Consider the following 23461-nt stretch of genomic DNA (forward strand, 5'->3'; position numbering starts at 1 on the left):
CCATGCAGCATGTGACCATTCCGCAAGTCGGGGCGGCTGAAATCACGGGCACGAACGACATTCGCGACTACCTCGCCGCGCAGGAGAAAAAGTCGCTGTTGCGCTTCCTCACCTGCGGCTCGGTGGATGACGGCAAGTCGACGCTGATCGGGCGGCTGCTTTACGACACCAAGCTGATATTCGACGACCAGCTTGCCGCGCTCGAGCGCGATTCGAAGAAGCATGGCACCAATGGCGACGATATCGATTTCGCGCTGCTGGTCGATGGGCTCGAAGCCGAGCGGGAGCAGGGCATCACGATCGACGTCGCCTACCGCTTCTTTGCCACGCCGAAGCGCAAGTTCATCGTCGCCGATACGCCTGGCCATGAGCAGTACACACGCAACATGGCGACCGGAGCCTCCACCGCGGATCTCGCGGTGGTGCTGGTCGATGCGCGCCAGGGCATGCTGGTCCAGACCCGGCGGCACTCGATCATCGCCTCGCTGCTCGGCATCCGCCACGTCGTGCTCGCCATCAACAAGATCGACCTCGTCGGCTTCGACGAGGCCGTGTTCGACCGCATTCGCGCCGCTTATGCAGGTTTCGCGGCCGACCTTGGCTTCGCCTCGGTCACGCCGATCCCGATGTCGGCGCGCTTCGGCGACAATGTCACCCAGGGCTCCGAGCGGATGCCCTGGTATTCCGGCCCGACGCTGCTCGAGCATCTCGAGACGATCGTCGTCGACGAGGAGAGCCAGGAGGCGCCGTTCCGTTTCCCGGTGCAGTACGTCAACCGCCCGAACCTCGACTTCCGCGGCTTTGCCGGCACGATCGCCTCAGGCTCGATCGCGGCGGGCGACGAGGTCGTGGTCGCAAAATCCGGCAAGTCGTCGCACGTGAAGCGCATCGTCGCGCAAGACGGCGACTTGCCGCGTGCGGTCGAGGGGCAGGCGGTGACCATCGTTCTCGAAGACGAGGTCGAGGTCTCGCGCGGCAACATGCTGGTCTCGCCCATGGCGCGGCCGAGCGTCGCCGACCAATTCGCGGCGAATGTCGTCTGGTTCGACGAAACTCCGATGCTCCCAGGTCGCGCCTACATCTTGCGCACCGAGACGGATCAGACGAGCGCCACGGTCACCGAGCTCAAGCATCGCATCGACGTCAACAGCTTTGCCGCTGAGCCGGCGAAGCAGCTCGCAATGAACGAGGTTGGCGTCTGCCACATCACGGCGCAGTCGCCGATCGCTTTCGATCCCTTCTCGCAAAACCGCTCGACCGGCTCTTTCATCGTGATCGACCGCATCACCAATGCGACTGTCGGCGCCGGCATGTTCCTCCGTCCGCTGCAGGCTGCCAACATTCACTGGCAGTCGATCGAGGTGGACCGGGCAGCGCGCGCCGGCCTCAAGGGTCAGAAGCCGGCGGTGCTGTGGTTCACCGGACTATCGGGGTCCGGCAAGTCGACGATTGCCAACCTGCTCGAAAAGAAGCTGCACGCCGAGGGCAAGCACACTTATATCCTCGACGGCGACAATGTCCGCCATGGCCTCAACCGTGATCTCGGCTTCAGCGAGAAGGACCGCGTCGAGAACATCAGGCGCGTCGCCGAGGTTGCGCGGCTGATGGCGGATGCCGGTCTGATCGTGCTCGTCTCCTTCATCTCGCCCTTCCGCGCGGAGCGCCAATTCGCGCGATCGATCATGGGGGCGGGGGAGTTCGTCGAGGTGTTCGTCGACACGCCCTTCGACGAATGCGCCAAGCGCGACCCCAAGGGCCTATACGCCCGGGCCTTGAGCGGCGAGATCAAGAACTTCACCGGCCTCGATTCGCCCTATGAGGCGCCGGAAAATCCGGAAATTCACCTGGAGACGCTCGGCAAATCTCCCGAGGAGATGGTAGACGCTCTCGAAAACTTACTTCGTGAGCGCGACAATGCCGATCAGGAATACGACAGCGGCGCAGGCATCTGACGCTGAGATCGCCGCCTTCTTCGAACAGCTGGCGCTCGAGGCCGGCAAGCTCATCATGGACGTCTATGCGTCCGAGATCGTGGTCGACGAGAAGGCCGACCTGTCGCCGGTCACGGCCGCTGACCGCGCGAGCGAGCGGCTGATCCTCGAGCAGCTGCGCCGCGAGTTTCCGGGCATGCCCTGCGTAGCCGAGGAGGAGATCGCGGCCGGCATCGTGCCGCCTGCGCTCGGCCGTGAGTTCATGCTCATCGATCCGCTCGACGGCACGCGCGAGTTCGTCGGCCATCGGCCGGATTTCACCGTCAATATCGCGCTGATCCGCGACGGCGCACCCGTGGTCGGCGTGGTCTACGCCCCGGCGCGCGGCGAAATGCATTCGGGCTTCGCCGACCACGCTGAGGCTATTCAGGTCGGACACGGTTATGTGGTCGAGGGCCGGCGCAGGATCCGGGTGCGCGCCGGGGTCACGCCACTGACTATTGTCGCGAGCCGCTCGCACAGGACCAGTGAGACCGACCTCTACATCCGCAACTTCGCCGCAGCCGAGATCGTCTCGGTCGGCTCGTCACTGAAGTTCTGCATGATAGCTGCGGCCCAGGCGGACCTTTACCCGCGCTTCGGCCGCACCATGGAGTGGGACACGGCGGCGGGCGATGCGGTGCTCAGGGCGGCAGGCGGACTGACGACGACGCTCGACGGTAAGCCGCTCATCTACGGCAAGCGCGGCCGGCCGGGGGGCGCCGATTTCGCCAATCCCGACTTCATCGCGAAAGGGCAGGTCGAGGGCTGTTGAGGCGGTCTACTCCGCCGCAATCGGCGTTGCACGGCTGATCACGAATTCGCGGATGGCCTCTATGACACGGTCCTGGTCGGCTTCACTGAGATAGGGATGCATCGGCAGCGACAGGATGCGCTCGGCAACCGATTCCGAGACGGAGAGGCCAGTCGGCGTGCGCGGGAAATCGCGATAGGCGACCTGCAGGTGCAGCGGCTTGGCGTAGTAGATGGCGGTCGGAATGCCGAGTGACTGGAGATGCGCCTTGAGCGCTTCGCGCTCGGGCGTCTCGATCGAAAATTGCGCCCAGGCCGAGCGGCTGCCCTCTGGCACGGATGCGACCCTGACGACATTGCCGAGGCCTTCCGCATAGCGCCGGGCGATCCTCTGGCGGGCGGCCATTTCGTCCTCGAGTATCGACAGCTTCTCGATCAGGATCGCTGCTTGCAGCGTGTCGAGGCGCGAATTCACGCCGACATGGATGTTGTCGTACTGCGTCTCGCCCTTGCCATGGAAGGCGAAGGAACGAAGCTTTTCGGCGAACTCGTCGTCATTGGTGAACATCGCGCCGCCGTCGCCATAGCAGCCGAGCGGCTTGGCCGGATAGAAGCTGGTGCCGGCGACCTTGCCGAAGCTGCCGCATTTGTTGCCGGCAAGCGATCCGCCGATCGACTGCGCGGCGTCTTCGATCACCAGCAGGCCCTCGCGCGCGGCGATCTCATCGATTGCATCGTAATCCGCCGCGAGCCCGAACAGGTCGACTGGGATGATCGCCTTGGGGGTCAGCCGGCCTTCGCGTTTCACCATATCGATTGCCGCTTCGAGGCTGGCGATGTCGATATTGTAGGTGTCGGGGTCGATGTCGACGAAAACTGGCTCCGCTTTGGCAAGCGCAACCACTTCGGCGGTCGCGGCGAAGGTGAAGCTCGGCACGAACACCGCATCACCCGGGCCGATGCCGGAAGCGTAGAGAGGGATCAGCAGCGCGTCTGTGCCGTTGGCGCAGGCGACGACATGCTTGACGCCGACATAGGCGGCAAGCTGCCGCTCGAATTCCGTGACTTCCGGACCGAGGATATACTTACCGCCCTCGACGACGCGGCTGATCGCGGCATTAAGCTTGGCGCCAATCCGCTCGCGCTGTGCGCCGAGATCGATGAACTGCATCAGGCCCCCAAAAGCAGAAGAATTTCACTATCTTATGGGCAAGGCTGATATCAGAGTTGCCGGAACGGCGGAAGCAGCCGAGGCCTGCAGGGCCAGGGGACCTCAGGCGGCCGATGTTACCGGAGGCGCCTGTGCCGATTGCTGCAAGGTGAGGGCGGCCAAGCTTTTTGCCGCGGGAGCGCCGATTCTGCTGGCTCCTCGTGCTGCACTGCGAAATATATTTTGATCGTGAAATGGGCCTCAGAGCCTGATCCCGACCTGAAAATCAGCCGGCAGTAGATCAGTCGATTTCGCGCCGCCAGGGCGGGTTTGCGCCGGCTCTTGAGACGGTGATTGCTGCAGCCTTTGCGCCGAGCGTCAGCGCCCGATGGATCTGCGTTTCGGACAGCTTGCCGATTGCTTCCTTGGAGAGCAGGTGCTGGTCGTGAAGCGATGCGAGCACCCCGGCATTGAACGTGTCACCGGCGCCTACCGTGTCCACCACCGTCACCTGCCCGGACGCGACCGAGATCTTGTGGTCCTTCGTGTAGCCGGTCGCGCCCTTACTGCCGCCGGTCACGATGACGAGTTTCGGACCGAGGCCCAGCCATTTCGCGGCCGTCTCGGCAGGCGAGCCGGTCTCGCCGAACCAGGTGAGGTCATCCTCCGAGAGCTTGACGATATCGGCGAGCTGGATCATGCGCTCCATGCGGGCAAGGTGCTTGTCCTTGTCCTGGATGAAGCCGGGGCGGATGTTCGGATCGAGCATCACCACGCGGTACTCGTGCTCGCGCTTCATCAGCGCTTCATAAGCGGAGCCGCAAGGCTCGGGGATCAGGCTGATCGCGCCGAACAGCATGGCGTCGATGTCGGCGTCGAAGCTCGGCAGATCGGCCTCGCTCAGCATGCGGCCGGCAGTGTTCTCGTCATAGAAAGTGTAGGTGGCGTGACCGTCGGTAAGCCGCACGAAGGCGAGCGTCGTCGGCCGCGCGGAAATGTCGGCGTAACGCGAGCCGACCTTGCTGGAGGCGAGTGTCTCGCGGATCTGCTGGCCGAACAGGTCGGAGGAGAGGCCGGAGAAGAATTCGACCGGCGCGCCGAGCCGGCCGAGCGCGATTGCCGAGTTGAACAATGCCCCGCCGGCATAGGGCGCGAAGGCAGGCTCACCCGCCGTGCTCTCGCGCGGAAGCATGTCGATCAGCGCCTCGCCGCAGCAGACAATCATTCTCTACGAGCCCCTCATGGATTGATCATACACTTGCGGATGACGACGTTGCCATAAAGCCAAGGCTGCACGGCAGCAACTAGCCTCCAATAGCCGCGGTCGCTCCTACGAGGAAGCGGTCCGAAAGCGGCAGGCTCGCGCCGCCCAGCGCGCGGGCATGGATGCCGACCGTCCCCTCGCGCACCGGCGGCAGCGAAAGGCCTTCCGCATCGATCCTCATCAGCGCTTCGCCGACGGTCGCGACGAGACGGGCGCGAATCGCGCCTGGCATCCAGCCATCGATGACGGCAGCCTGGAAATCGATGACGGAGGATGCCGAGACGATCGCATAGGCCAGCCCATTGGCCGCCGATCCGATCCAGTCGTCCAGCTCGGGACCGAACTCGCCCCAGCTTTCCGGCGAGTTCCAGAGGAATGACGTGTCGCGCCCCTTGGTGTTGAGCGCCCGCTCGAGCATGGCGAGCGAGGCGATGTCTATGAGCTGGCGTGGCGCACCGCCGGGACCTGGGACCGGCATCGAGCCGAGCGCGCCGGCGTTTCCGGTCGGACCGCTATACAGCCCGCCGTTCAGCACGATGCCGCCGCCGGCAAAGGCGCCGATATAGAAATAGATGAAGTCGCGCGGGGTGCCGCCCTTGCCGAACACCAGCTCTGCCCCGCATGCCGAGGTCGCATCATTCTGCAGGTAGACGGGGAAGGGGAGCTCAGCCTGGATGTCGGCACGGATGTCGCGGTTGCGCCAATGATCCATTACCTCGCGCGGCGCGCCGGCTGCGTCGGCCCAGCTCCACAGCTCGAAGGGCATGGCAATGCCGAGGCCGGCAATGAGCCGGTCCTGCTCCAGGGTCAAGCCGGCGCGGATGCGCTTGATGCCCTCTGCGACGAACTCGACGGTGTCGCGCGGGGTAGGGTATCGGTAGGAGTGCTGGAGCATCGACCGGACCGTGCCGAGAAAGTCGATCAGAACCAGCTCGGCGCTACGCCGGCCGATCTTGAGGCCGAGGAAGAAGGCGCCCTCCGGATTGAGCGACATCGGGATCGACGGCTGGCCGATCTTGCCGCGCACCGGCTCGTTGCGAAGCAGCAGGCCTTCCTCCTCCAGCTCGCGCATGATGACGGAAACGGTCTGTGCGGAAAGCCGGGTCAGGCGGGCGATCTCGGTCTTGGCGAGGCTGCCGTGACGGCGCACGAGCGACAGCACCAGCCGCTCATTGAAATCGCGCATGCCGCTCTGGTTGGTGCCGCGGTGATAGCGCTCGGCCGCAACCGGTATGCCGTTCCTGAGGATGCCGGTCTCCTCCACCCAGCGCCTCCGTGAGCGTTCAGATTTCGGGCGGAGAATGGCGGCGTCCGCCGGTGCTGTCAATATTAAATCAGATTGATTTATTTATTGACAACATTGTCGCCTTGGTATTCCCTTCACACGAGGTCCGGAATGGGAGTGTAATCCGGAGCTCGCAGAGGGATGCCGGCCGAGCCGGCTTCCAAAGTGTTCACTGGGAGGAATCCGCGATGGGTAAACTGAGACTTTTGAAGACCCCGTTGGCTGCAGCCGCGATTTTCGGCCTGATGGCCGGCACGGCGGCCTATGCGGCTGATACTGTCGGCCTCATCACGAAGACGGAGACAAACCCGTTCTTCGTGAAGATGCGTGAAGGCGCTCAAGCCAAGGCCAAGGAGCTTGGCGTCAACCTGATCACCGCGGCTGGCAAATATGACGGCGACAATGACGGCCAGGTCGCTGCGATCGAGAACCTGATTGCCGCTGGCGCCAAGGGCTTTGCGATTGTTCCGAGCGATTCCAAGGCTATCGTGCCGACCATCAAGAAGGCGCGTGACGCCGGTCTCAAGGTCATCGTCCTCGACACCCCGCTCGACCCGATGGACGCGGCGGACGCGACCTTCGCCACCGACAACCGCAAGGCTGGCATGCTGATCGGCGAGTGGGCGTCGAAGACGCTTGGCGACAAGGCCAAGGACGCCAGCATCGTCTTCCTCGATCTCGCGACCAACCAGCCGACCGTCGACTATCTGCGCGATCAAGGTTTTATGCAGGGCTTCGGCATCGACGTGAAGGATCCCAACAAATACGGCGATGAGAACGACAAGCGCATCTGCACGCATGAGATCAGCCAGGGCGACCAGGAGAAGGGCCGCACGGCAATGGAGAACGCTCTCCAGAAGTGCCCTGACGTCAACGTGGTCTACACGATCAACGAGCCTGCTGCAGCGGGTGCCTGGGAAGCGTTGAAGAGTGTTGGCAAGGATGATGGCAGCGTCATGATCGTCTCCATCGACGGCGGCTGCCCCGGCGTGAAGAACGTGAAGGCCGGCGTGATCGGCGCAACTTCGCAACAATATCCGCTCAAGATGGCCTCGATGGCGCTCGAGGCAATCGTGTCGGGCAAGCTTCCCGAAATCGATCCCAAGGTCGGCTTTTTCGATACCGGAGCGCAGCTTATCACTGCCAAGCCGGTGGAAGGCGTTCCCTCGATTTCGGTCGAGGAAGGTCTGAAGCTGTGCTGGGGCTAGTTTCTCACGGTACTTTCCCTAGACTGATCGCTTGAAAGCCAAACTTATCGCTTCAATGAGAGAGCAACAGGCACCTGTTGCTCTCTCGGTCTCGTGTGGGAGGCACTGGATAAGCGCATGAGCACCGCCGACAACACGGCCAATCACCGCCCTGCGGATTTCGAAGCTTCATTGGCATCTGCGCCGGCAGCTGTCGCTTCCTTCGAGGAAGAGCACAAGAGCGCAATGCGCCGGGTGCAGCATTTCCTGCACCAGTTTCCGACGATGGTGCCGTTCGTGGTGCTCCTCATCGGCATCGCGGCCTTCACGATCCCCGTTCCGCGATATGTCGATGGCGAGCTTCAGTTCGCGGCGCTTGCCGGTGCCCGTTTCTTCTCCGCCTTCAACCTTTCGCTCATTCTCCAGCAGGTGACCATCATCGCCGTGCTGGGCATCGCCCAGACACTGGTGATCCTTACGGCCGGCATCGATCTTTCTGTCGGCGTGATCATGATCCTTTGCTCGGTCGTGATGGGCCGCACCTGTGTCATCTATGGGGTCCCACTTTGGATCGCCTTCCCGCTTGGCCTTTTGGTCGGCCTTTTATGCGGCTTGGTGAACGGCGTGATCGTGACGGCCCTGCGGCTGCCGCCATTCATCGTGACGCTCGGCACCTGGAGCATCTTCGGGGCGCTCAATGTCTTCTATTCCCGCAGCGAAACCATCAGGCAGCAGGACATCGAAGCTTCCGCGCCCTTCCTCCAATGGACGGGCACGATCATCAAGCCTTACGACCTCATTCTGAATACGATCGGGATCGAGGTCGGATGGCTCAAGGGCTCGGTCATCACCTACGGCTCATTGCTGATGGTGCTGCTGGCGATAGCGGTATGGTACATGCTGAACCGCACTGCGTTCGGCCGCCACATCTACGCGACCGGTGATGAACCCGACTCGGCCCGCCTTGCCGGCATCAATACCGACCGGACGCTTGTCGCCGTCTACACGATCGCCGGTTTGATCTGCGCGATCGCCGCCTGGGTGCTGATCGGCCGGATCGGCGGCGTGAGCCCGCAGGCCGGACAGACCGCCAACCTTGATTCCATCACCGCCGTGGTGATCGGCGGTACCAGCCTGTTCGGCGGCCGCGGCTCGATCATCGGCACGCTGATCGGGGCGCTGATCGTGGGAGTGTTCCGCAACGGCCTGGCCTTATCCGGTCTCGAAGTGTTGTGGCAGGATTTCACGGTCGGCGTGCTGATCATCGTGGCCGTTACCCTCGATCAATGGATCAGGAAGATATCGGCATGAGCGGAGCGGGCATTTCAACGGTTCTCGAGGCGCGCGGCATCACCAAGCGCTATGGTCGCGTCGTGGCGCTCGACAACGCCGATTTCGACCTCAGGCGAAACGAGATCCTTGGGGTTATCGGCGACAACGGCGCTGGCAAGTCGACACTGATCAAGGTCCTTACGGGAGCGGTCATCCCGGACTCGGGGCAGGTGCTTCTCGACGGTCAGCCGGTGAGTTTCCGTTCGCCGATCGAGGCGCGCAATGCCGGGATCGAGACGGTCTACCAGAACCTCGCGCTGTCGCCAGCGCTGTCGATCGCGGACAACATGTTTCTCGGGCGCGAGGTCCGCAAGCCGGGCTGGGTCGGCACGTTGTTTCGCCGGCTCGATCGCTCGACGATGCAGAGGATTGCCCGCGAGAAGCTCAGCGAGCTTGGCCTCCTGACCATTCAGAACATCAACCAGGCGGTCGAGACATTGTCCGGCGGTCAGCGACAAGGCGTGGCGGTGGCCCGTGCCGCGGCCTTCGGATCGAAGGTCGTCATCATGGACGAGCCGACGGCGGCACTGGGCGTCAAGGAATCGCGTCGCGTGCTCGAACTGATCCTCGACGTCAAGAAGCGCGGCCTGCCCATTGTGCTCATCTCGCATAACATGCCGCACGTGTTTGAGGTTGCAGACCGAATCCACATCCACCGGCTCGGCCGTCGTCTTTGCGTCATAAACCCGAAGGAATATTCGATGTCTGATGCCGTTGCGTTCATGACCGGCGCAAAGAGGCCACCGGAGGCTGCCATGGCCGCTTGATCTTCGTTTCAGGCGGGGAACTAATCTCAGGCCAGCCACTTCAATTGGTACAAGACAGGGAATAAGGAAACGTCGTTGGAGGAAAGCTGGTGGAAACCGCCGCGCTGGTCCAAGCTGGCGGTATATTTTTCGAGGCGATAATGGCGCGGGCGAAAACAGTCGAACTCCAAAGGCCCTTCGTGACAATCCCCCATCCGACAAACCTCGCATCCGAAATCCTGACGAGCCTTCGTTACCGGATCGGCAAGGATGCGTCGGTCGCGACGCAGCATGACTGGCTGACGGCATCGATCTCGGTCGTACGCGATCGCATCATCGATTACTGGATCGAGGCGACCAAGGAGGCCTACAGCGAGGAGGCCAAGCGGGTCTATTATCTGTCGCTCGAGTTCCTGATCGGGCGCCTGATGCGGGACGCCTTCTCAAATCTCGGCCTGCTCGAGGCGATGCGCAAGGCGCTGGCCAGCCTCGGAGTGGATATGGAGGTGATCGAGGCGCTCGAGCCGGACGCCGCGCTCGGCAATGGCGGGCTTGGCCGCCTGGCTGCCTGCTTCATGGAAAGCATGGCGAGCATAGACGTGCCGGCGCACGGCTACGGCATTCGCTATGTCAACGGCATGTTCCGGCAGGAGATCCATGACGGCTGGCAGGTGGAGTTGCCGGAGACCTGGCTAGACCACGGCAATCCATGGGAGTTCGAGCGCCGGGAGCGCAGCTTCGAGATAGGCTTCGGTGGTTCGGTGGAATCGATCACCTCCAGCGACGGCCGCCTCGAACGCCACGTCTGGAAGCCGCAGGAGCGTGTGCTGGCCGTCGCCTACGACACGCCGGTGGTCGGTTGGCGCGGCAAGCGCGTCAACACGCTGAGGTTGTGGTCGGCCATGCCGATAGACCCGATCCTGCTCGGCGCCTTCAACGCGGGCGACCACATCGGCGCGCTGCGCGAGAGCAACAAGGCGGACGCCCTCTCGCGCGTGCTCTACCCCGCCGATTCCCACATGGCGGGGCAGGAGCTCAGGCTGCGCCAGGAGTATTTCTTCTCGGCCGCGTCGCTCCAGGACATATTGCAGCGTCATCTCAGCCAGTACGGCGATTTTCTATCACTGCATGAAAAGGCGGCGGTACATCTCAATGACACGCATCCGGCCGTCGCCGTCGCCGAGCTGATGCGGCTCCTGATGGACCTGCACGGCATCGATTTCGACACCGCCTGGTCGATCACCAAGGGCACGTTCGCCTATACCAACCATACGCTGCTGCCGGAGGCATTGGAGAGCTGGCCAGTGCCGCTATTCGAGCGGCTGCTGCCGCGCCACATGCAGATCATCTATGCAATCAATGCCGAAGTCCTGCTCGAAGCGCGCTCCAAGGGATTCGACGACGAGCAGATTGCCCGCATCTCGCTGATCAACGAGGCCGGCGAACGGCGCGTCAGGATGGGCAATCTCGCATTCGTCGGATCCCACTCGATCAACGGCGTTTCGGCGCTCCATACCGAGCTTATGAAGCAGACGGTGTTTGCCGACCTGCACAAGCTCTACCCGGATCGCATCAACAACAAGACCAACGGGATCACGCCGCGACGCTGGCTGATCCAGTGCAATCAGGGCCTGACCGCGCTCGCGCGCGACGCAATCGGCGACAAGTTCCTCGACGATATCAGCGACCTGAAGAAACTCGACGCGTTCGCGGAGGATGCTTCCTTTCGCGAGAAATTTGCTGGCGTGAAGCGCGCCAACAAAGCACGGCTGTCGAACCTGGTCGGCGAGCGGCTTGGGATCAAGGTCGACCCGTCGGCATTGTTCGACATCCAGATCAAGCGCATCCATGAGTACAAGCGCCAGCTCCTCAACATCATAGAGACGGTGGCGCTTTATGATCAGATCCGTTCGCACCCGCATCGCGACTGGCTGCCGCGCGTGAAATTCTTCGGCGGCAAGGCGGCTCCGAGCTACCACAACGCCAAGCTGATCATCAAACTCGCCAATGACGTCGGCAAGGTGATCAACCACGACCCGGCAGTGCGCGGCCTGCTCAAGGTCGTCTTCGTGCCGAACTACAATGTGAGTCTCGCCGAGATCATGATGCCGGCCGCCGATCTGTCCGAGCAGATATCCACGGCCGGCATGGAGGCTTCCGGCACCGGCAACATGAAGTTCGCGCTCAACGGGGCGATCACGATCGGCACGCTCGACGGTGCCAATGTCGAGATGCGCGAACATGTCGGGCAGGACAACATCATCATCTTCGGCCTGACCGCCGAAGAAGTGGCGGAGCGCCGCGCCAACGGCTACAGGCCGCGCGACATCATCGAAGCCTCATCGGAACTGTCGCAGGCACTTTCGGCGATCTCCTCCGGCGTGTTCTCGCCGGACGATCCAAATCGTTACCGCGACCTGCTCAACGGCATCTACGACAGCGACTGGTTCATGGTCGCCGCCGATTTCGAGTCATATTCGGCCGCCCAGCGCAAAGTCGATGAGATCTGGCGCGACAGCCCCCAATGGAATGCGAAGGCGATCCGCAACGTCGCCCGCATGGGGTGGTTTTCATCGGACCGGACAATCAGGCAATATGCCAGCGAAATATGGAACGTCCCGCATGAATGAAACCTAGGCAGGTTCCGTGAAAGTATTCCACGGTTTTGCGACAAGAACCTGCGACAAACAAGGAATCTAGGCAGGCATCCGTGGGAAACCACGAATGGCTGCTTAGGCGGGGCGAAGACCATGGCGCCGGCACTGAGGGAGGGGCGCTACGGATGAAGACAAACCGCTCGGCCAAAGGGCCGAACAGCCCGATAGGAAAAGCCGCTGCCTCGGACGTCGAGGCGATCGTGTCCGGGGTCCACGGCAATCCTTTCGCGGTCCTCGGCATCCAGGAAGCGGGCAAAGGCTTCGTCGCGCGCTGTTTCATTCCCCACGCCGAGATGGTCACCGCCTTTACCCTGGACGGCCAGGAAGCAGGTGAGCTTGTGCGTCGCAACGACGCCGGCTTCTTCGAGGGGAGGATCTCGGTCCGCAAGCGTCAGCCCTTGCGTTACCGTGCCCGCAATCCCGGTGGCGAGTGGTGGATCACCGATCCCTATTCGTTCGGTCCCGTGCTCGGGCCGATGGACGACTATTACATCGCCGAGGGATCGCATCTGCGGCTCTTCGACAAGCTCGGCTCGCATCTGATCGACCACGAGGGCGCCACCGGCATCCATTTTGCGGTTTGGGCGCCGAACGCCAGGCGCGTGTCGGTGGTCGGGCAGTTCAACGATTGGGATGGCCGCCGCCACCCCATGCGCTTCAGGCAGGACACCGGGATCTGGGAGATCTTCATTCCCGATATCCGCGAAGGCCAGCCTTACAAATACGAGATCATCGGCGCCGCCGGGCAAGTCCTACCGCTGAAAGCCGACCCATTTGCCTTCCGCTCCGAACTGCGTCCGGCGACTGCTTCGGTGACCGCATCGCCCGTCCGGCACGACTGGGGTGACCAGAAGCATCGTGCATTCTGGAGCAAGGCGGATTACCGGCGCGAGGCGGTATCGATCTACGAGGTCCATGCCGGCTCATGGCAACGACGTGAGGACGGTTCATTCCTTTCCTGGGACGAGCTTGCCGACCGGCTGATCCCTTATGTGGTCGAAACCGGCTTCACGCATATCGAGTTTCTGCCGATCACCGAGCATCCCTTCGACCCGTCCTGGGGATACCAGACCACCGGGCTCTACGCGCCCACCGCTCGCTTCGGCGACCCGCATGGCTTCGCGCGCTTCGTCGACGGCGCCCATCGCGCCGGGGTCGGCGTCATTCTCGACTGGGTGCCCGCGCATTTCCCAACCGACGCGCATGGGCTGGCGCGCTTCGACGGCACGGCGCTTTATGAGCATGCCGACCCGCGCCAGGGATTTCATCCGGACTGGAACACGGCGATCTACAATTTCGGTCGGCGTGAAGTGGTTTCCTACCTCGTCAACAACGCGCTCTATTGGGCGGAAGTCTTTCATCTGGACGGGCTTCGCGTCGATGCCGTCGCCTCGATGCTCTATCTCGATTATTCCCGCAAAGCGGGCGAGTGGATCCCCAATAAATATGGCGGGCGCGAGAACCTGGAGGCGATCCGCTTCCTGCAGGAGATGAACCGCACCGTCTACGGCCATCACCCTGGTGTCGTGACGATCGCAGAAGAATCGACCTCATGGCCCAAGGTCTCGCAGCCCGTACATGAAGGCGGGCTCGGCTTCGGCTTCAAGTGGAACATGGGCTTCATGCACGACACGCTGCAATACATGTCCCGCGAGCCGATCTACCGGAAGTTCCACCACAAGGAGATTACCTTCGGGCTGCTCTATGCCTTCAGCGAGAACTTCGTGCTGCCTCTCTCCCATGACGAGGTGGTGCACGGCAAAGGCACACTGCTCAACAAGATGTCGGGCGACGACTGGCAGAAATTCGCGAATCTGAGGGCCTACTATGCCTTCATGTGGGGCTACCCGGGCAAGAAGCTGTTGTTCATGGGGCAGGAGTTTGCGCAACGCAGCGAATGGAGTGAAGCACGTGAGCTCGACTGGAACTTGCTGCAGTTCAAACCGCATGCCGGCATGCGCCAATTGATACGCGATTTGAACTATCTGTATCGTTCTTGCCCTGCGCTCCATGCTCGCGACTGCGAGCCCGAGGGTTTCTCATGGCTGATTGTCGATGATGCGGAAAATTCTGTCTTCGCGTGGCTGCGCAAGGCTCCGGAGGGGAACCCGGTCGCCGTCATCTCGAACTTCACGCCCGTTATGCGCGAAATGTACCGCCTGCCGCTTCCTGTGTCCGGGGAGTGGCGCGAAATCATGAATACGGACGCCGTCGAATATGGCGGGTCAGGGAAGGGGAACGCCGGAAGCGTGACTGCGACGGAAGACGCAAAGGGCACAGCCGCAACGATGCTGTTGCCGCCGCTTGCGACGATCATGATCGAGCTCGTCTCCGATTGAGCGACCTGGGAGGAAATAGATGGCAACAAGCAGAAATCAGCCGCTGGCGCGCGATGCGATGGCCTATGTGCTTGCCGGGGGGCGAGGCAGCCGGCTCAAGGAGCTGACCGATCGACGCGCAAAGCCCGCGGTCTATTTCGGCGGCAAGTCGCGCATCATCGACTTCGCACTCTCGAACGCGCTGAATTCCGGTATTCGCCGACTGGCCGTCGCAACGCAGTACAAGGCCCATTCGCTGATCCGGCATCTGCAGCGGGGATGGAACTTCCTCAGGCCCGAACGCAACGAGAGCTTCGATATCCTGCCCGCCAGCCAGCGCGTCTCGGAGACGCAGTGGTACGAGGGGACGGCGGATGCGGTCTACCAGAACATAGACATCATCGAGGCCTACGGCCCGGAATATATGGTCGTTCTCGCCGGCGACCACGTCTACAAGATGGATTACGAGCTGATGCTGAGGCAGCACGTCGACGCCGGCGCCGACGTGACGGTGGGCTGCCTCGAGGTGCCGCGCAAAGAGGCAACCGGCTTCGGTGTGATGCATGTCGACAAGAAGGACGGCATCATCTCCTTCATCGAGAAGCCTGCCGACCCGCCGGGCATTCCCGACAAGCCCGATTTCGCGCTAGCCTCGATGGGCATCTACGTCTTCAAGACCAAGTTTCTGATGGACCAGCTCCGCCGCGACGCCGCTCAGCCCGGTTCAAGCCGCGATTTCGGCAAGGACATCATCCCCTATATCGTCAAGAACGGTAAGGCGGTCGCTCACCGCTTCGCCAAATCCTGCGTGCGTTCCAGTCACGAGGCGGCGCCATATTGGCGTGATGTTGGGACGGTAGATGCTTATTGGGAAGCCAACATCGACCTCACCGACGTGACGCCCGAGCTGGACCTTTATGACCGCGACTGGCCGATCTGGACCTATTCCGAGCTGAGGCCGCCTGCAAAATTCGTGCACGACGAGGACGGCCGGCGGGGAATGGCGGTGTCGTCGCTGGTCTCGGGCGACTGCATCGTCTCGGGTGCACATCTCAAGCGCAGCCTCATCTTCACCGGCGCCCGCATCAATTCCTACTCCACTCTGGAAGAGGTGGTGATGCTCCCCGATTGCGTGATCGGCCGGCATGTCCGTTTGAACCGGGTCGTGCTCGATCACGGCGTCGTCATCCCGGAAAGACTTGTGGTCGGCGAGGATCCGGTGCTCGATGCGAAGCGCTTCCGGATCTCGGAGAACGGCATCTGCCTGATCACCCAGCCGATGATCGACAGACTGGGTCTCTGATTGATGCAGGTGTTGGCAGTCACGTCCGAGATTTATCCGCTGATCAAGACAGGAGGTCTCGCCGACGTTACCGGCGCATTGCCGCTCGCCTTGGAAGGGCAGGGCGTCCACGTACGAACGCTGGTGCCGGGCTACCCTGTCGTCACAAGCAGGTTCAGCAAGAAGAAGATCGTCCTGCAGTACCCTGCTCTGCAAGGTGGTCAGGCGTCGGTCTTTGCCGGCCAGTCGAGCGGCCTCGACCTGCTGGTGCTCGATGCGCCGCATCTCTTCGATCGACAGGGCGGCCCTTACGGGAACATGGCGGGAATCGATTGGCCGGACAACTGGCGGCGTTTCGCGGCGCTCTCCCAGGTAGGGGCCGAGATAGCGGGAGGAGCGATTGCCGGCTATTTGCCCGACATCGTCCACGCCCATGACTGGCAGGCGGCAATGACGCTCGCCTATATGCGCTATGGCCGGGCTCCCGGCGTGCCGTCGGTCATGACTGTCCACAATCTGGCCTTCCAGGGTCAGTTCGGCGCCGGCATTTTCGGCGAGCTCGACCTGCCGGGTAGTGCAATGTCGCTGGACGGCGTCGAATATTACGGCGGCGTCGGCTATCTGAAGGGAGGGCTGCAGGCAGCCTCGGAAATCACAACCGTCAGCCCGACTTACGCCCAGGAGATACGCACTCCCGAATTCGGCATGGGTCTCGACGGCCTTATCAACATCCGCGCAGCCGATCTCGCCGGCATCGTCAACGGCATCAACACCGAGGTCTGGAACCCGGAAACGGACAAGCTGCTCGCAGCCAGCTATTCGCCCCGCACCCTCGGAAAGCGATCCGTGAATCGCCGCGCGGTCGAGGAGCGTTTGGCGCTGGATCACGACGCAACTCCGCTGCTCTGTGTAGTGAGCCGCCTTACCTGGCAAAAGGGCATAGACATATTGACCTCCATCATGGACGACATTGTCGCGGCAGGCGCCAAGCTCGCGGTGCTCGGCTCCGGCGACCATGCGCTGGAAGGTGCTTTGCTGGCAGGCGCGGCCCGCTTTCGCGGCCGGGTCGGCGTCGTCATCGGCTATGACGAGCCTCTGTCGCACCTGATGCAGGGCGGCTGCGACGCAATCCTGATTCCTTCGCGTTTCGAGCCTTGCGGCCTTACCCAGCTCTACGGCCTGCGCTATGGTTGCGTCCCAGTTGTGGCGCGAACCGGCGGGCTCGCCGACACGGTCATCGACGCTAATGAGGCCGCGCTCTCGGCGGGGGTCGCTACCGGTTTTCAGTTCACGGCCGACAACGGCGATGCCTTCGTGCACGCGATCCGGCGCGTGATTGCGGCATATGCCGACAAACAGGTCTGGACCTCCATGCAAAAGCAGGGGATGAAGGCGGATGTCTCCTGGGGGCGGAGCGCCGCTCGCTATGTCGAGCTCTACAACTCGCTGATCGCAAGAAAGCAGGGACAGGCATGATCCGAACCGTCAAAACCACCCCATACACCGACCAGAAGCCGGGTACCTCCGGCCTGCGCAAGAAGGTGCCCGTCTTCCAGCAGCCGAACTATGTCGAGAACTTCATCCAATCCGTCTTCGATTCGCTCGAAGCCTTTCAGGGCAAGACTCTGGTGATCGGCGGCGACGGCCGCTTCTACAACCGCGAGGTGATCCAGAAGGCAATTGCGATGGCCGCGGCCAACGGCTTCGGCGAGGTGATCGTGGGCCAGGGCGGTATTCTGTCGACGCCGGCCGCCTCCAACATCATCCGTAAATACAAGGCGTTCGGCGGGCTGGTCCTGTCGGCCAGCCACAATCCCGGCGGCCCGCACGAGGATTTCGGCATCAAATACAATATTTCCAACGGCGGACCCGCGCCGGAAAAGGTCACCGAGGCGATCTTCGCGCGCTCCAAGGCGATCGACAGCTACAAGATAGCCGATATAGGCCAGGTCGACATCGACAAGGTCGGCAGCGTCAAGGCCGGGGAGATGACCGTGAAGGTGATCGATCCCGTGGCCGACTATGCCGAGCTGATGGAAAGCCTGTTCGACTTCGAGGCAATCCGTACGATGTTCGCTTCGGGCTTCCGCATGACCTTCGATGCCATGCATGCGGTGACCGGCCCCTATGCCAAGGAAATCCTGGAGAACAGGCTCGGCGCTCCCAACCACACGGCGCACAATTTCGTCCCGCTCCCGGATTTCGGCGGGCATCATCCCGACCCCAATCTCGTCCATGCCAAGCATCTCTTCGACGAGATGATGCGCGACGACGCACCTGATTTCGGCGCTGCATCCGATGGCGACGGCGACCGAAACCTGATCATCGGCAACGGAATTTTCGTAACACCGTCGGATTCGCTGGCGCTGTTGGCTGCCAACGCCCATCTCGCGCCCGGCTACAAGGATGGCCTCAAGGGCATAGCCCGTTCGATGCCGACCAGCGCGGCCGCCGACCGCGTCGCGGAAAAGCTCGGGATCGGCATCTACGAAACGCCGACTGGCTGGAAGTTCTTCGGCAACCTGCTCGACGCCGGGCTCGCCACGATCTGCGGCGAGGAGAGCGCGGGGACCGGCTCCGACCATGTGCGCGAGAAGGATGGGTTGTGGGCGGTGTTGCTCTGGCTCAACATCCTTGCCGTGCGCAAGGAAAGCGTGAAGGACATCGTCACCAAGCACTGGGCCGAATACGGCCGCAATTACTATTCCCGCCACGACTATGAGGCAGTCGAGACCGAGCGAGCCAACGCTGTGGTGGACGAGTTGCGGGCCAGGCTCTCGACTCTGCCGGGAACATCGCTCGGCGCCCTCAGGGTCGCTGCCGCAGACGACTTCGCCTATCACGATCCGGTCGATCACTCGGAGAGCCGCAATCAGGGCATCCGCATCATGTTCGAAGGCGGCTCGCGTGTCGTCTTCCGGCTTTCCGGCACCGGTACGGAAGGGGCGACGTTACGCGTTTATATCGAGCGCTACGAGGCGGATCCGGCCAAGCACGGGTTAGATACGCAGCAGGCGCTCGCTGACCTGATCGTCGCTGCGGACGAGATCGCCGGCATTACGAAGCATACCGGGCGCAGCAAGCCGACTGTCATCACCTGAGGAGCCCCGCCAGCGATCTGACCGAGCCGGCTCGCGCATGATCCCGAACCGAAGGTCAGCGGAGCAAAAAGTTGGAGACTTTTCGGATAAGATCATGCTGCAAAAACAAAGAGCGAGAGCAGGATGAATGATTCCGTTCATCCTGCTCTAGGCGCGACGATCATCGACGGCGGGGTGCGCTTTGCCATACGCAGCCGGGCGGCGGAGCGGATATTCGTCTCGATCTTCACCGGCGAGGCAGAGATGCGCCGTGTCGAAGCGCGCGCCATTGGCGAAGGCCTGTTCGTGGCGGAGGTCGACGGCGTAGGGGCCGGCACGCATTATGGCCTGCGCGCCGACGGGATTTACGATCCCGCAAGCGGCTGCTGGTTCGACCCGGACAAATTGCTGGTGGACCCCTACGCGGTCGCGATCGACCGCCCTTATACCTATGATCCAAGGCTGGCTGCGCCGCGCCACGAAGGTGGCGACACGGCGCCGCTGGTGCCGAAGTCGATCGTCACTCGCCTTCCGCCCGCGTTCGAGCCGCAGCCGCCGCTCTTTTCGGGCGGCGGGCTTGTCTATGAGGTGAACGTTCGGGGCTTCACGATCGGCCATCCCGATGTGCCCCAAGATCTGCGCGGCAGGATAGCGGCGCTCGCACACCCGGCGATCGTCGCGCATCTGAAGAAGCTCGGCGTCGCAGCGGTGGAACTGATGCCGATCGTCGCCTGGATCGACGAGCGGCACCTGCCACCGCTGGGGCTCCGGAATGCCTGGGGTTACAACCCTGTCACCTTCAAGCCACTCGATCCGCGCCTTGCGCCGGGCGGGATCACGGAGCTCAGGCAGACCGTGGCTGCGCTGCGCGAGGCCGGCATCGGTGTCCTCCTCGATCTCGTGTTCAATCACACCGGCGAGAGCGACGACAAAGGGCCGACATTGTCGCTGCGCGGCCTCGACAACCGCAGCTACTTCCGCAGCGATCCCGACGATCCGGGATTGCTCGTCAACGATACCGGCACCGGCAATACAATCGCCTGCGATAACCCGGATGCCGCGGCGCTTATCGTCGATGCGCTCCGTCATTTCGTGGCCTACGCAGGTGTCGATGGCTTCCGTTTCGACCTCGCTACGGTGCTTGGGCGGGAGGGGCGGGACTTCGATCCCGATGCCAGGTTGTTCGACGCAATCTTGACCGACCCCATGCTCAGCGGCCGCGTCATGATCGTCGAGCCTTGGGATGTCGGCCCCGACGGTTATCAGCTCGGTAATTTCCCGCCGCCGCTGCTCGAATGGAACGACCGCTTTCGCGACGATATCCGCCGCTTCTGGCGTGGCGACCCTGCCATGACCGGCACCTTGGCGACGCGTCTTGCGGGTTCGTCCGATGTCTTCCGCAGAGTTGGTCAGCCGACGACGCGCAGCGTCAATTTCATCGCAGCGCATGACGGCTTCTCGCTTGCCGATCTGGTCAGCTACCAAGAAAAGCACAATGAGGCGAACGGCGAGGAAAACCGCGACGGTCATGGAGAGAATTTCTCCTGGAACAACGGCGTCGAGGGGGAGGCGGCAGATTCTGTGATCGCCACGGTGCGCCGGCGCGACCTGTTTGCTTTGCTTTCGACGCTCTTTGCCTCGCGCGGCGCGATCATGCTGACGGCTGGCGACGAGTTCGGCCGTACCCAATCCGGCAACAACAACGCATATGCGCAGGACGACGAGACGACCTGGCTCGACTGGGAGCGTCGCGACGGCGAGCTCGAAGCCCATGTAGGCGCTCTCGCCGCCTTTCGCCGCCATTCAGGCGCGCTCAATGCCACCAACTTTCTCGATGGCAGGCCGATTGGCCAGTCTGGCCCCGCAGACGTCGAATGGCTGGCGGAAAGCGGCGAGCCGCTTTCGACGGGACACTGGGGCGAGCCAGATCGACGGCGCCTGACAATGGTTCTTACCGAGCCGGACGGAGCAGGAAGGGTCGCTGTCCTCGTCAATGGCGACCGCCGGGCTTCGGCCTTCAACGTTCCGGTGCGCGAAGGCTTTCGCTGGTCGCCCGCAGCCGGAACTGGGCGCGATGTTCAGCGGATGCTCGGCGGTGGCGCCATGCTGGTCGCGGGCCGCTCCGTGATCTATCTCCGCGAGGAGCGGAGGCCGGATGAAGGGAAATCAGCATGAGCGAGGCCGGAAATCCCGCCTGGTGGCGCGGTTCAGTCATCTACCAGGTCTATCCGCGCTCCTTCCAGGACACGACCGGCGATGGCACCGGCGACCTTTCGGGTATCACGGCAAGGCTGCCCTATATCGCGTCGCTTGGCGTGGACGCGATCTGGCTGTCGCCTTTCTTCAAGTCCCCCATGGCGGATATGGGCTATGACGTCTCGGATTATGAGGCGGTCGACCCGCTGTTCGGTACGCTCGAGGATTTCGACGGGCTGGTCGCCGAGGCGCACCGGCTCAACCTGAAAGTCATTATCGACCAGGTGTTGTCGCATAGCTCCGACCAGCATCCCTGGTTCAGAGAAAGCCGCTCAAGCCGCGACAACCCGAAAGCGGATTGGTACGTCTGGGCAGACCCCAAGCCCGACGGCACGGCGCCCAACAATTGGCTGTCGGTCTTCGGTGGGCCGGCTTGGGAGTGGGACGGCACGCGCAAGCAGTATTATCTGCATAATTTCCTGGCCTCGCAGCCGGACCTCAACTTTCATGAGCCCGACGTGCAGGATGCACTGCTAAAGGCTGTGCGCTTCTGGCTGGAGCGAGGCGTCGACGGCTTCCGCCTCGACACCGTCAACTTCTATTTCCACGATAGCAAGTTGCGCGACAACCCACCGAAACAGCAGCGCGCGGTCGTGGACGTGCCAGCCACCAACCCTTACGGTTACCAGGACCATCTTTACGATAAGACGCAGCCGGAGAATCCCGGCTTCCTGAAGCGCTTCCGGGCTCTTCTCGACGAGTACCCCGACCGCACTTCGGTGGGGGAGGTCGGTGACGAAGGACGCGCGCTGAAAACGGTCGCGCTCTATACGTCGGGCGGCGACAAGCTGCATATGTGCTACACTTTCGACCTGCTCAGCCCAGCTTTTTCGGCGGCCCATGTCAGGAAGTCCGTTGCGGATTTCGAGGAGGCGGTCGCCGACGGATGGATTTGCTGGGCCTTCTCCAACCACGACGTGATGCGGCATGTCTCCCGCTGGACGCCGCCCGACGGCAACACGGACAGAATGGCCGAGTTCGCGATCGAATTGCTCATCTCGCTGCGCGGCTCGATCTGCCTCTATCAGGGCGAAGAGCTGGGCCTCGAAGAGGCGGAGCTTGCCTTCGAGGACCTGCGCGATCCCTACGGCATCCGCTTCTGGCCCGCCTTCAAGGGCCGCGACGGCTGCCGCACGCCGATGGTGTGGGAGGCTGCCGCGCCGAATGGCGGCTTCACGACCGGCAAGCCTTGGCTGCCAATACCTGAGGCGCATTTGCGCCGGACCGTCGACCGGCAGGAAGGTGATCCCTCCTCCGTCCTGGCGCATTACCGGGACATGCTGGACTTTCGCCGGCGGCATCCGGCGCTGGTCAACGGCGATATTCGCTTCCTCGATTCCGACGATAACGTCCTGGCCTTCTTGCGCCCAAGCGAAAACGAGCGGCTGCTCTGTGTTTTCAACTTCGCGAACGAAGCATGCGAGTGGGAGGTTCCGGCTGAGCTCGGCGCTTTGGAGCTGATCGAGCATGCCGGCAAGCGGGCCGAGTTCGATGGCCAAGCGATCCGGCTGGGCGGCCTGTCATCCTTCTTCGCGAGGACTGGCTGATTGTCCGGTCTGCCGGCGCTTGAAATCGCTCGCCAATCTTCTGGCGGCTCGGGCGAGCGGCTTCCATAACAGGGAGCGTCCAATGAAACGTAGGTCGTCCTCCCAATGCTGTGTGAGAACGGCCGTCTCCAGACCAGTGGCAAATTCGAAAGAACCATCAGAGTCGGTGTCGGAGAGGGGCCATTTCGCCGCGGTCGATCCCCCGACCATAATCCCGCCTATTCGGGCCAGGGCGTACTCGCACGCGTTCGGATCGCAACATTCGTCGACGAGAGTTGCAAGTAGAATAAGGGTCGGCGCAACGAATAAGCCCACAACCTCATGGTCCGCTGCCTTGCGTACGAAAAATGCTCTCAAGCAATTCCCCCGAGGTCAGCCTGCGGTCGTGCCGTAAGCCGACTCATTTTCTGCTTTGCTTGCCTCGCAGCAGTTCCGGGTGCAATTCACCAGTTGGTGATCGACGCCCAGGAGGTGAACGCGAAGCGCGCGCGGCGAAATCTTGAGCCCATGGCAGATTTCTACCATAGCTTGCCGCTCGCGATGCGTTGCAGCCCGGCGGCTCGGCGCAATTTAGCATAGAAGCACAGATCGATGCGAGACCGCCTCGCAAGTGCGCCTGCGGAGGGAGAGACAA

15 protein-coding genes are annotated in these 23461 nt (G+C 62.6%); 12 read left to right on the plus strand and 3 right to left on the minus strand.

Features of this window, described 5'->3' with window-relative positions; translation table 11 throughout:
- The first annotated feature begins 2 nt into the window (after positions 1-2).
- Positions 3-1952, plus strand: a complete 1950-nt coding sequence (cysN, locus tag SAZ10_RS04285) for a sulfate adenylyltransferase subunit CysN (RefSeq protein WP_318607943.1) — start codon at positions 3-5, stop codon at positions 1950-1952.
- Positions 1915-2745: a 3'(2'),5'-bisphosphate nucleotidase CysQ gene (gene cysQ / locus SAZ10_RS04290; RefSeq protein ID WP_318607944.1), complete on the plus strand. Its 831-nt coding sequence runs from the start codon at positions 1915-1917 to the stop codon at positions 2743-2745. The genes cysN and cysQ overlap by 38 nt, the downstream gene beginning before the upstream one ends.
- A gap of 6 nt (positions 2746-2751) precedes the next feature.
- Here the strand turns inward: cysQ and SAZ10_RS04295 are convergent, their stop codons facing one another.
- From SAZ10_RS04295 to SAZ10_RS04305, 3 genes are all read right to left on the minus strand, one after another.
- Positions 2752-3894: a DegT/DnrJ/EryC1/StrS aminotransferase family protein gene (locus tag SAZ10_RS04295; RefSeq protein ID WP_318607945.1), complete on the minus strand. Its 1143-nt coding sequence runs from the start codon at positions 3892-3894 to the stop codon at positions 2752-2754.
- A 280-nt stretch (positions 3895-4174) separates the two neighbouring features.
- Positions 4175-5098, minus strand: coding sequence for a carbohydrate kinase (locus SAZ10_RS04300; protein WP_318607946.1), 924 nt, complete (start codon positions 5096-5098; stop codon positions 4175-4177).
- A 79-nt stretch (positions 5099-5177) separates the two neighbouring features.
- Complete coding sequence (locus tag SAZ10_RS04305) at positions 5178-6323, minus strand: ROK family protein (RefSeq protein ID WP_318608455.1); 1146 nt, start codon at positions 6321-6323, stop codon at positions 5178-5180.
- 287 nt (positions 6324-6610) lie between these two features.
- Here SAZ10_RS04305 and SAZ10_RS04310 point away from each other — a divergent pair, with 287 nt between their 5' ends.
- From SAZ10_RS04310 to SAZ10_RS04355, 10 genes are all read left to right on the plus strand, one after another.
- Positions 6611-7630, plus strand: coding sequence for a sugar ABC transporter substrate-binding protein (locus tag SAZ10_RS04310; RefSeq protein ID WP_318607947.1), 1020 nt, complete (start codon positions 6611-6613; stop codon positions 7628-7630).
- Positions 7631-7747: 117 nt separating this feature from the next.
- Positions 7748-8920, plus strand: coding sequence for an ABC transporter permease (locus tag SAZ10_RS04315; RefSeq protein ID WP_318607948.1), 1173 nt, complete (start codon positions 7748-7750; stop codon positions 8918-8920).
- Entirely contained in the window at positions 8917-9708 is a 792-nt protein-coding gene (locus SAZ10_RS04320; protein ID WP_318607949.1) for an ATP-binding cassette domain-containing protein, read from the plus strand. Before SAZ10_RS04315 ends, SAZ10_RS04320 begins: the two co-directional genes overlap by 4 nt.
- A 140-nt stretch (positions 9709-9848) precedes the next feature.
- Positions 9849-12317, plus strand: a complete 2469-nt coding sequence (locus tag SAZ10_RS04325) for a glycogen/starch/alpha-glucan phosphorylase (protein ID WP_318608456.1) — start codon at positions 9849-9851, stop codon at positions 12315-12317.
- 152 nt (positions 12318-12469) lie between these two features.
- On the plus strand, positions 12470-14683 hold the full coding sequence (glgB, locus tag SAZ10_RS04330) for a 1,4-alpha-glucan branching protein GlgB (RefSeq protein WP_318607950.1): 2214 nt from the start codon (positions 12470-12472) through the stop codon (positions 14681-14683).
- Positions 14684-14702: 19 nt separating this feature from the next.
- The gene (glgC, locus tag SAZ10_RS04335; RefSeq protein ID WP_318607951.1) at positions 14703-15965 is read left to right on the plus strand and encodes a glucose-1-phosphate adenylyltransferase; all 1263 of its coding nucleotides are present in this window, start codon (positions 14703-14705) and stop codon (positions 15963-15965) included.
- A gap of 3 nt (positions 15966-15968) precedes the next feature.
- A complete protein-coding gene (gene glgA / locus SAZ10_RS04340) occupies positions 15969-17420 on the plus strand; it encodes a glycogen synthase GlgA (protein WP_318607952.1) in 1452 nt (483 codons plus the stop codon).
- Positions 17417-19045 (plus strand): alpha-D-glucose phosphate-specific phosphoglucomutase, encoded by a 1629-nt coding sequence (locus SAZ10_RS04345; protein ID WP_318607953.1) that lies wholly within the window; start codon positions 17417-17419, stop codon positions 19043-19045. Before glgA ends, SAZ10_RS04345 begins: the two co-directional genes overlap by 4 nt.
- Before the next feature lie 123 nt (positions 19046-19168).
- On the plus strand, positions 19169-21199 hold the full coding sequence (gene glgX / locus SAZ10_RS04350) for a glycogen debranching protein GlgX (protein WP_318607954.1): 2031 nt from the start codon (positions 19169-19171) through the stop codon (positions 21197-21199).
- The gene (locus tag SAZ10_RS04355; RefSeq protein ID WP_318607955.1) at positions 21196-22827 is read left to right on the plus strand and encodes an alpha-glucosidase family protein; all 1632 of its coding nucleotides are present in this window, start codon (positions 21196-21198) and stop codon (positions 22825-22827) included. The genes glgX and SAZ10_RS04355 overlap by 4 nt, the downstream gene beginning before the upstream one ends.
- Positions 22828-23461 lie beyond the last annotated feature (634 nt).

This window comes from Mesorhizobium sp. BAC0120, from assembly GCF_033542235.1.
Lineage (GTDB): Bacteria > Pseudomonadota > Alphaproteobacteria > Rhizobiales > Rhizobiaceae > JAWRCU01.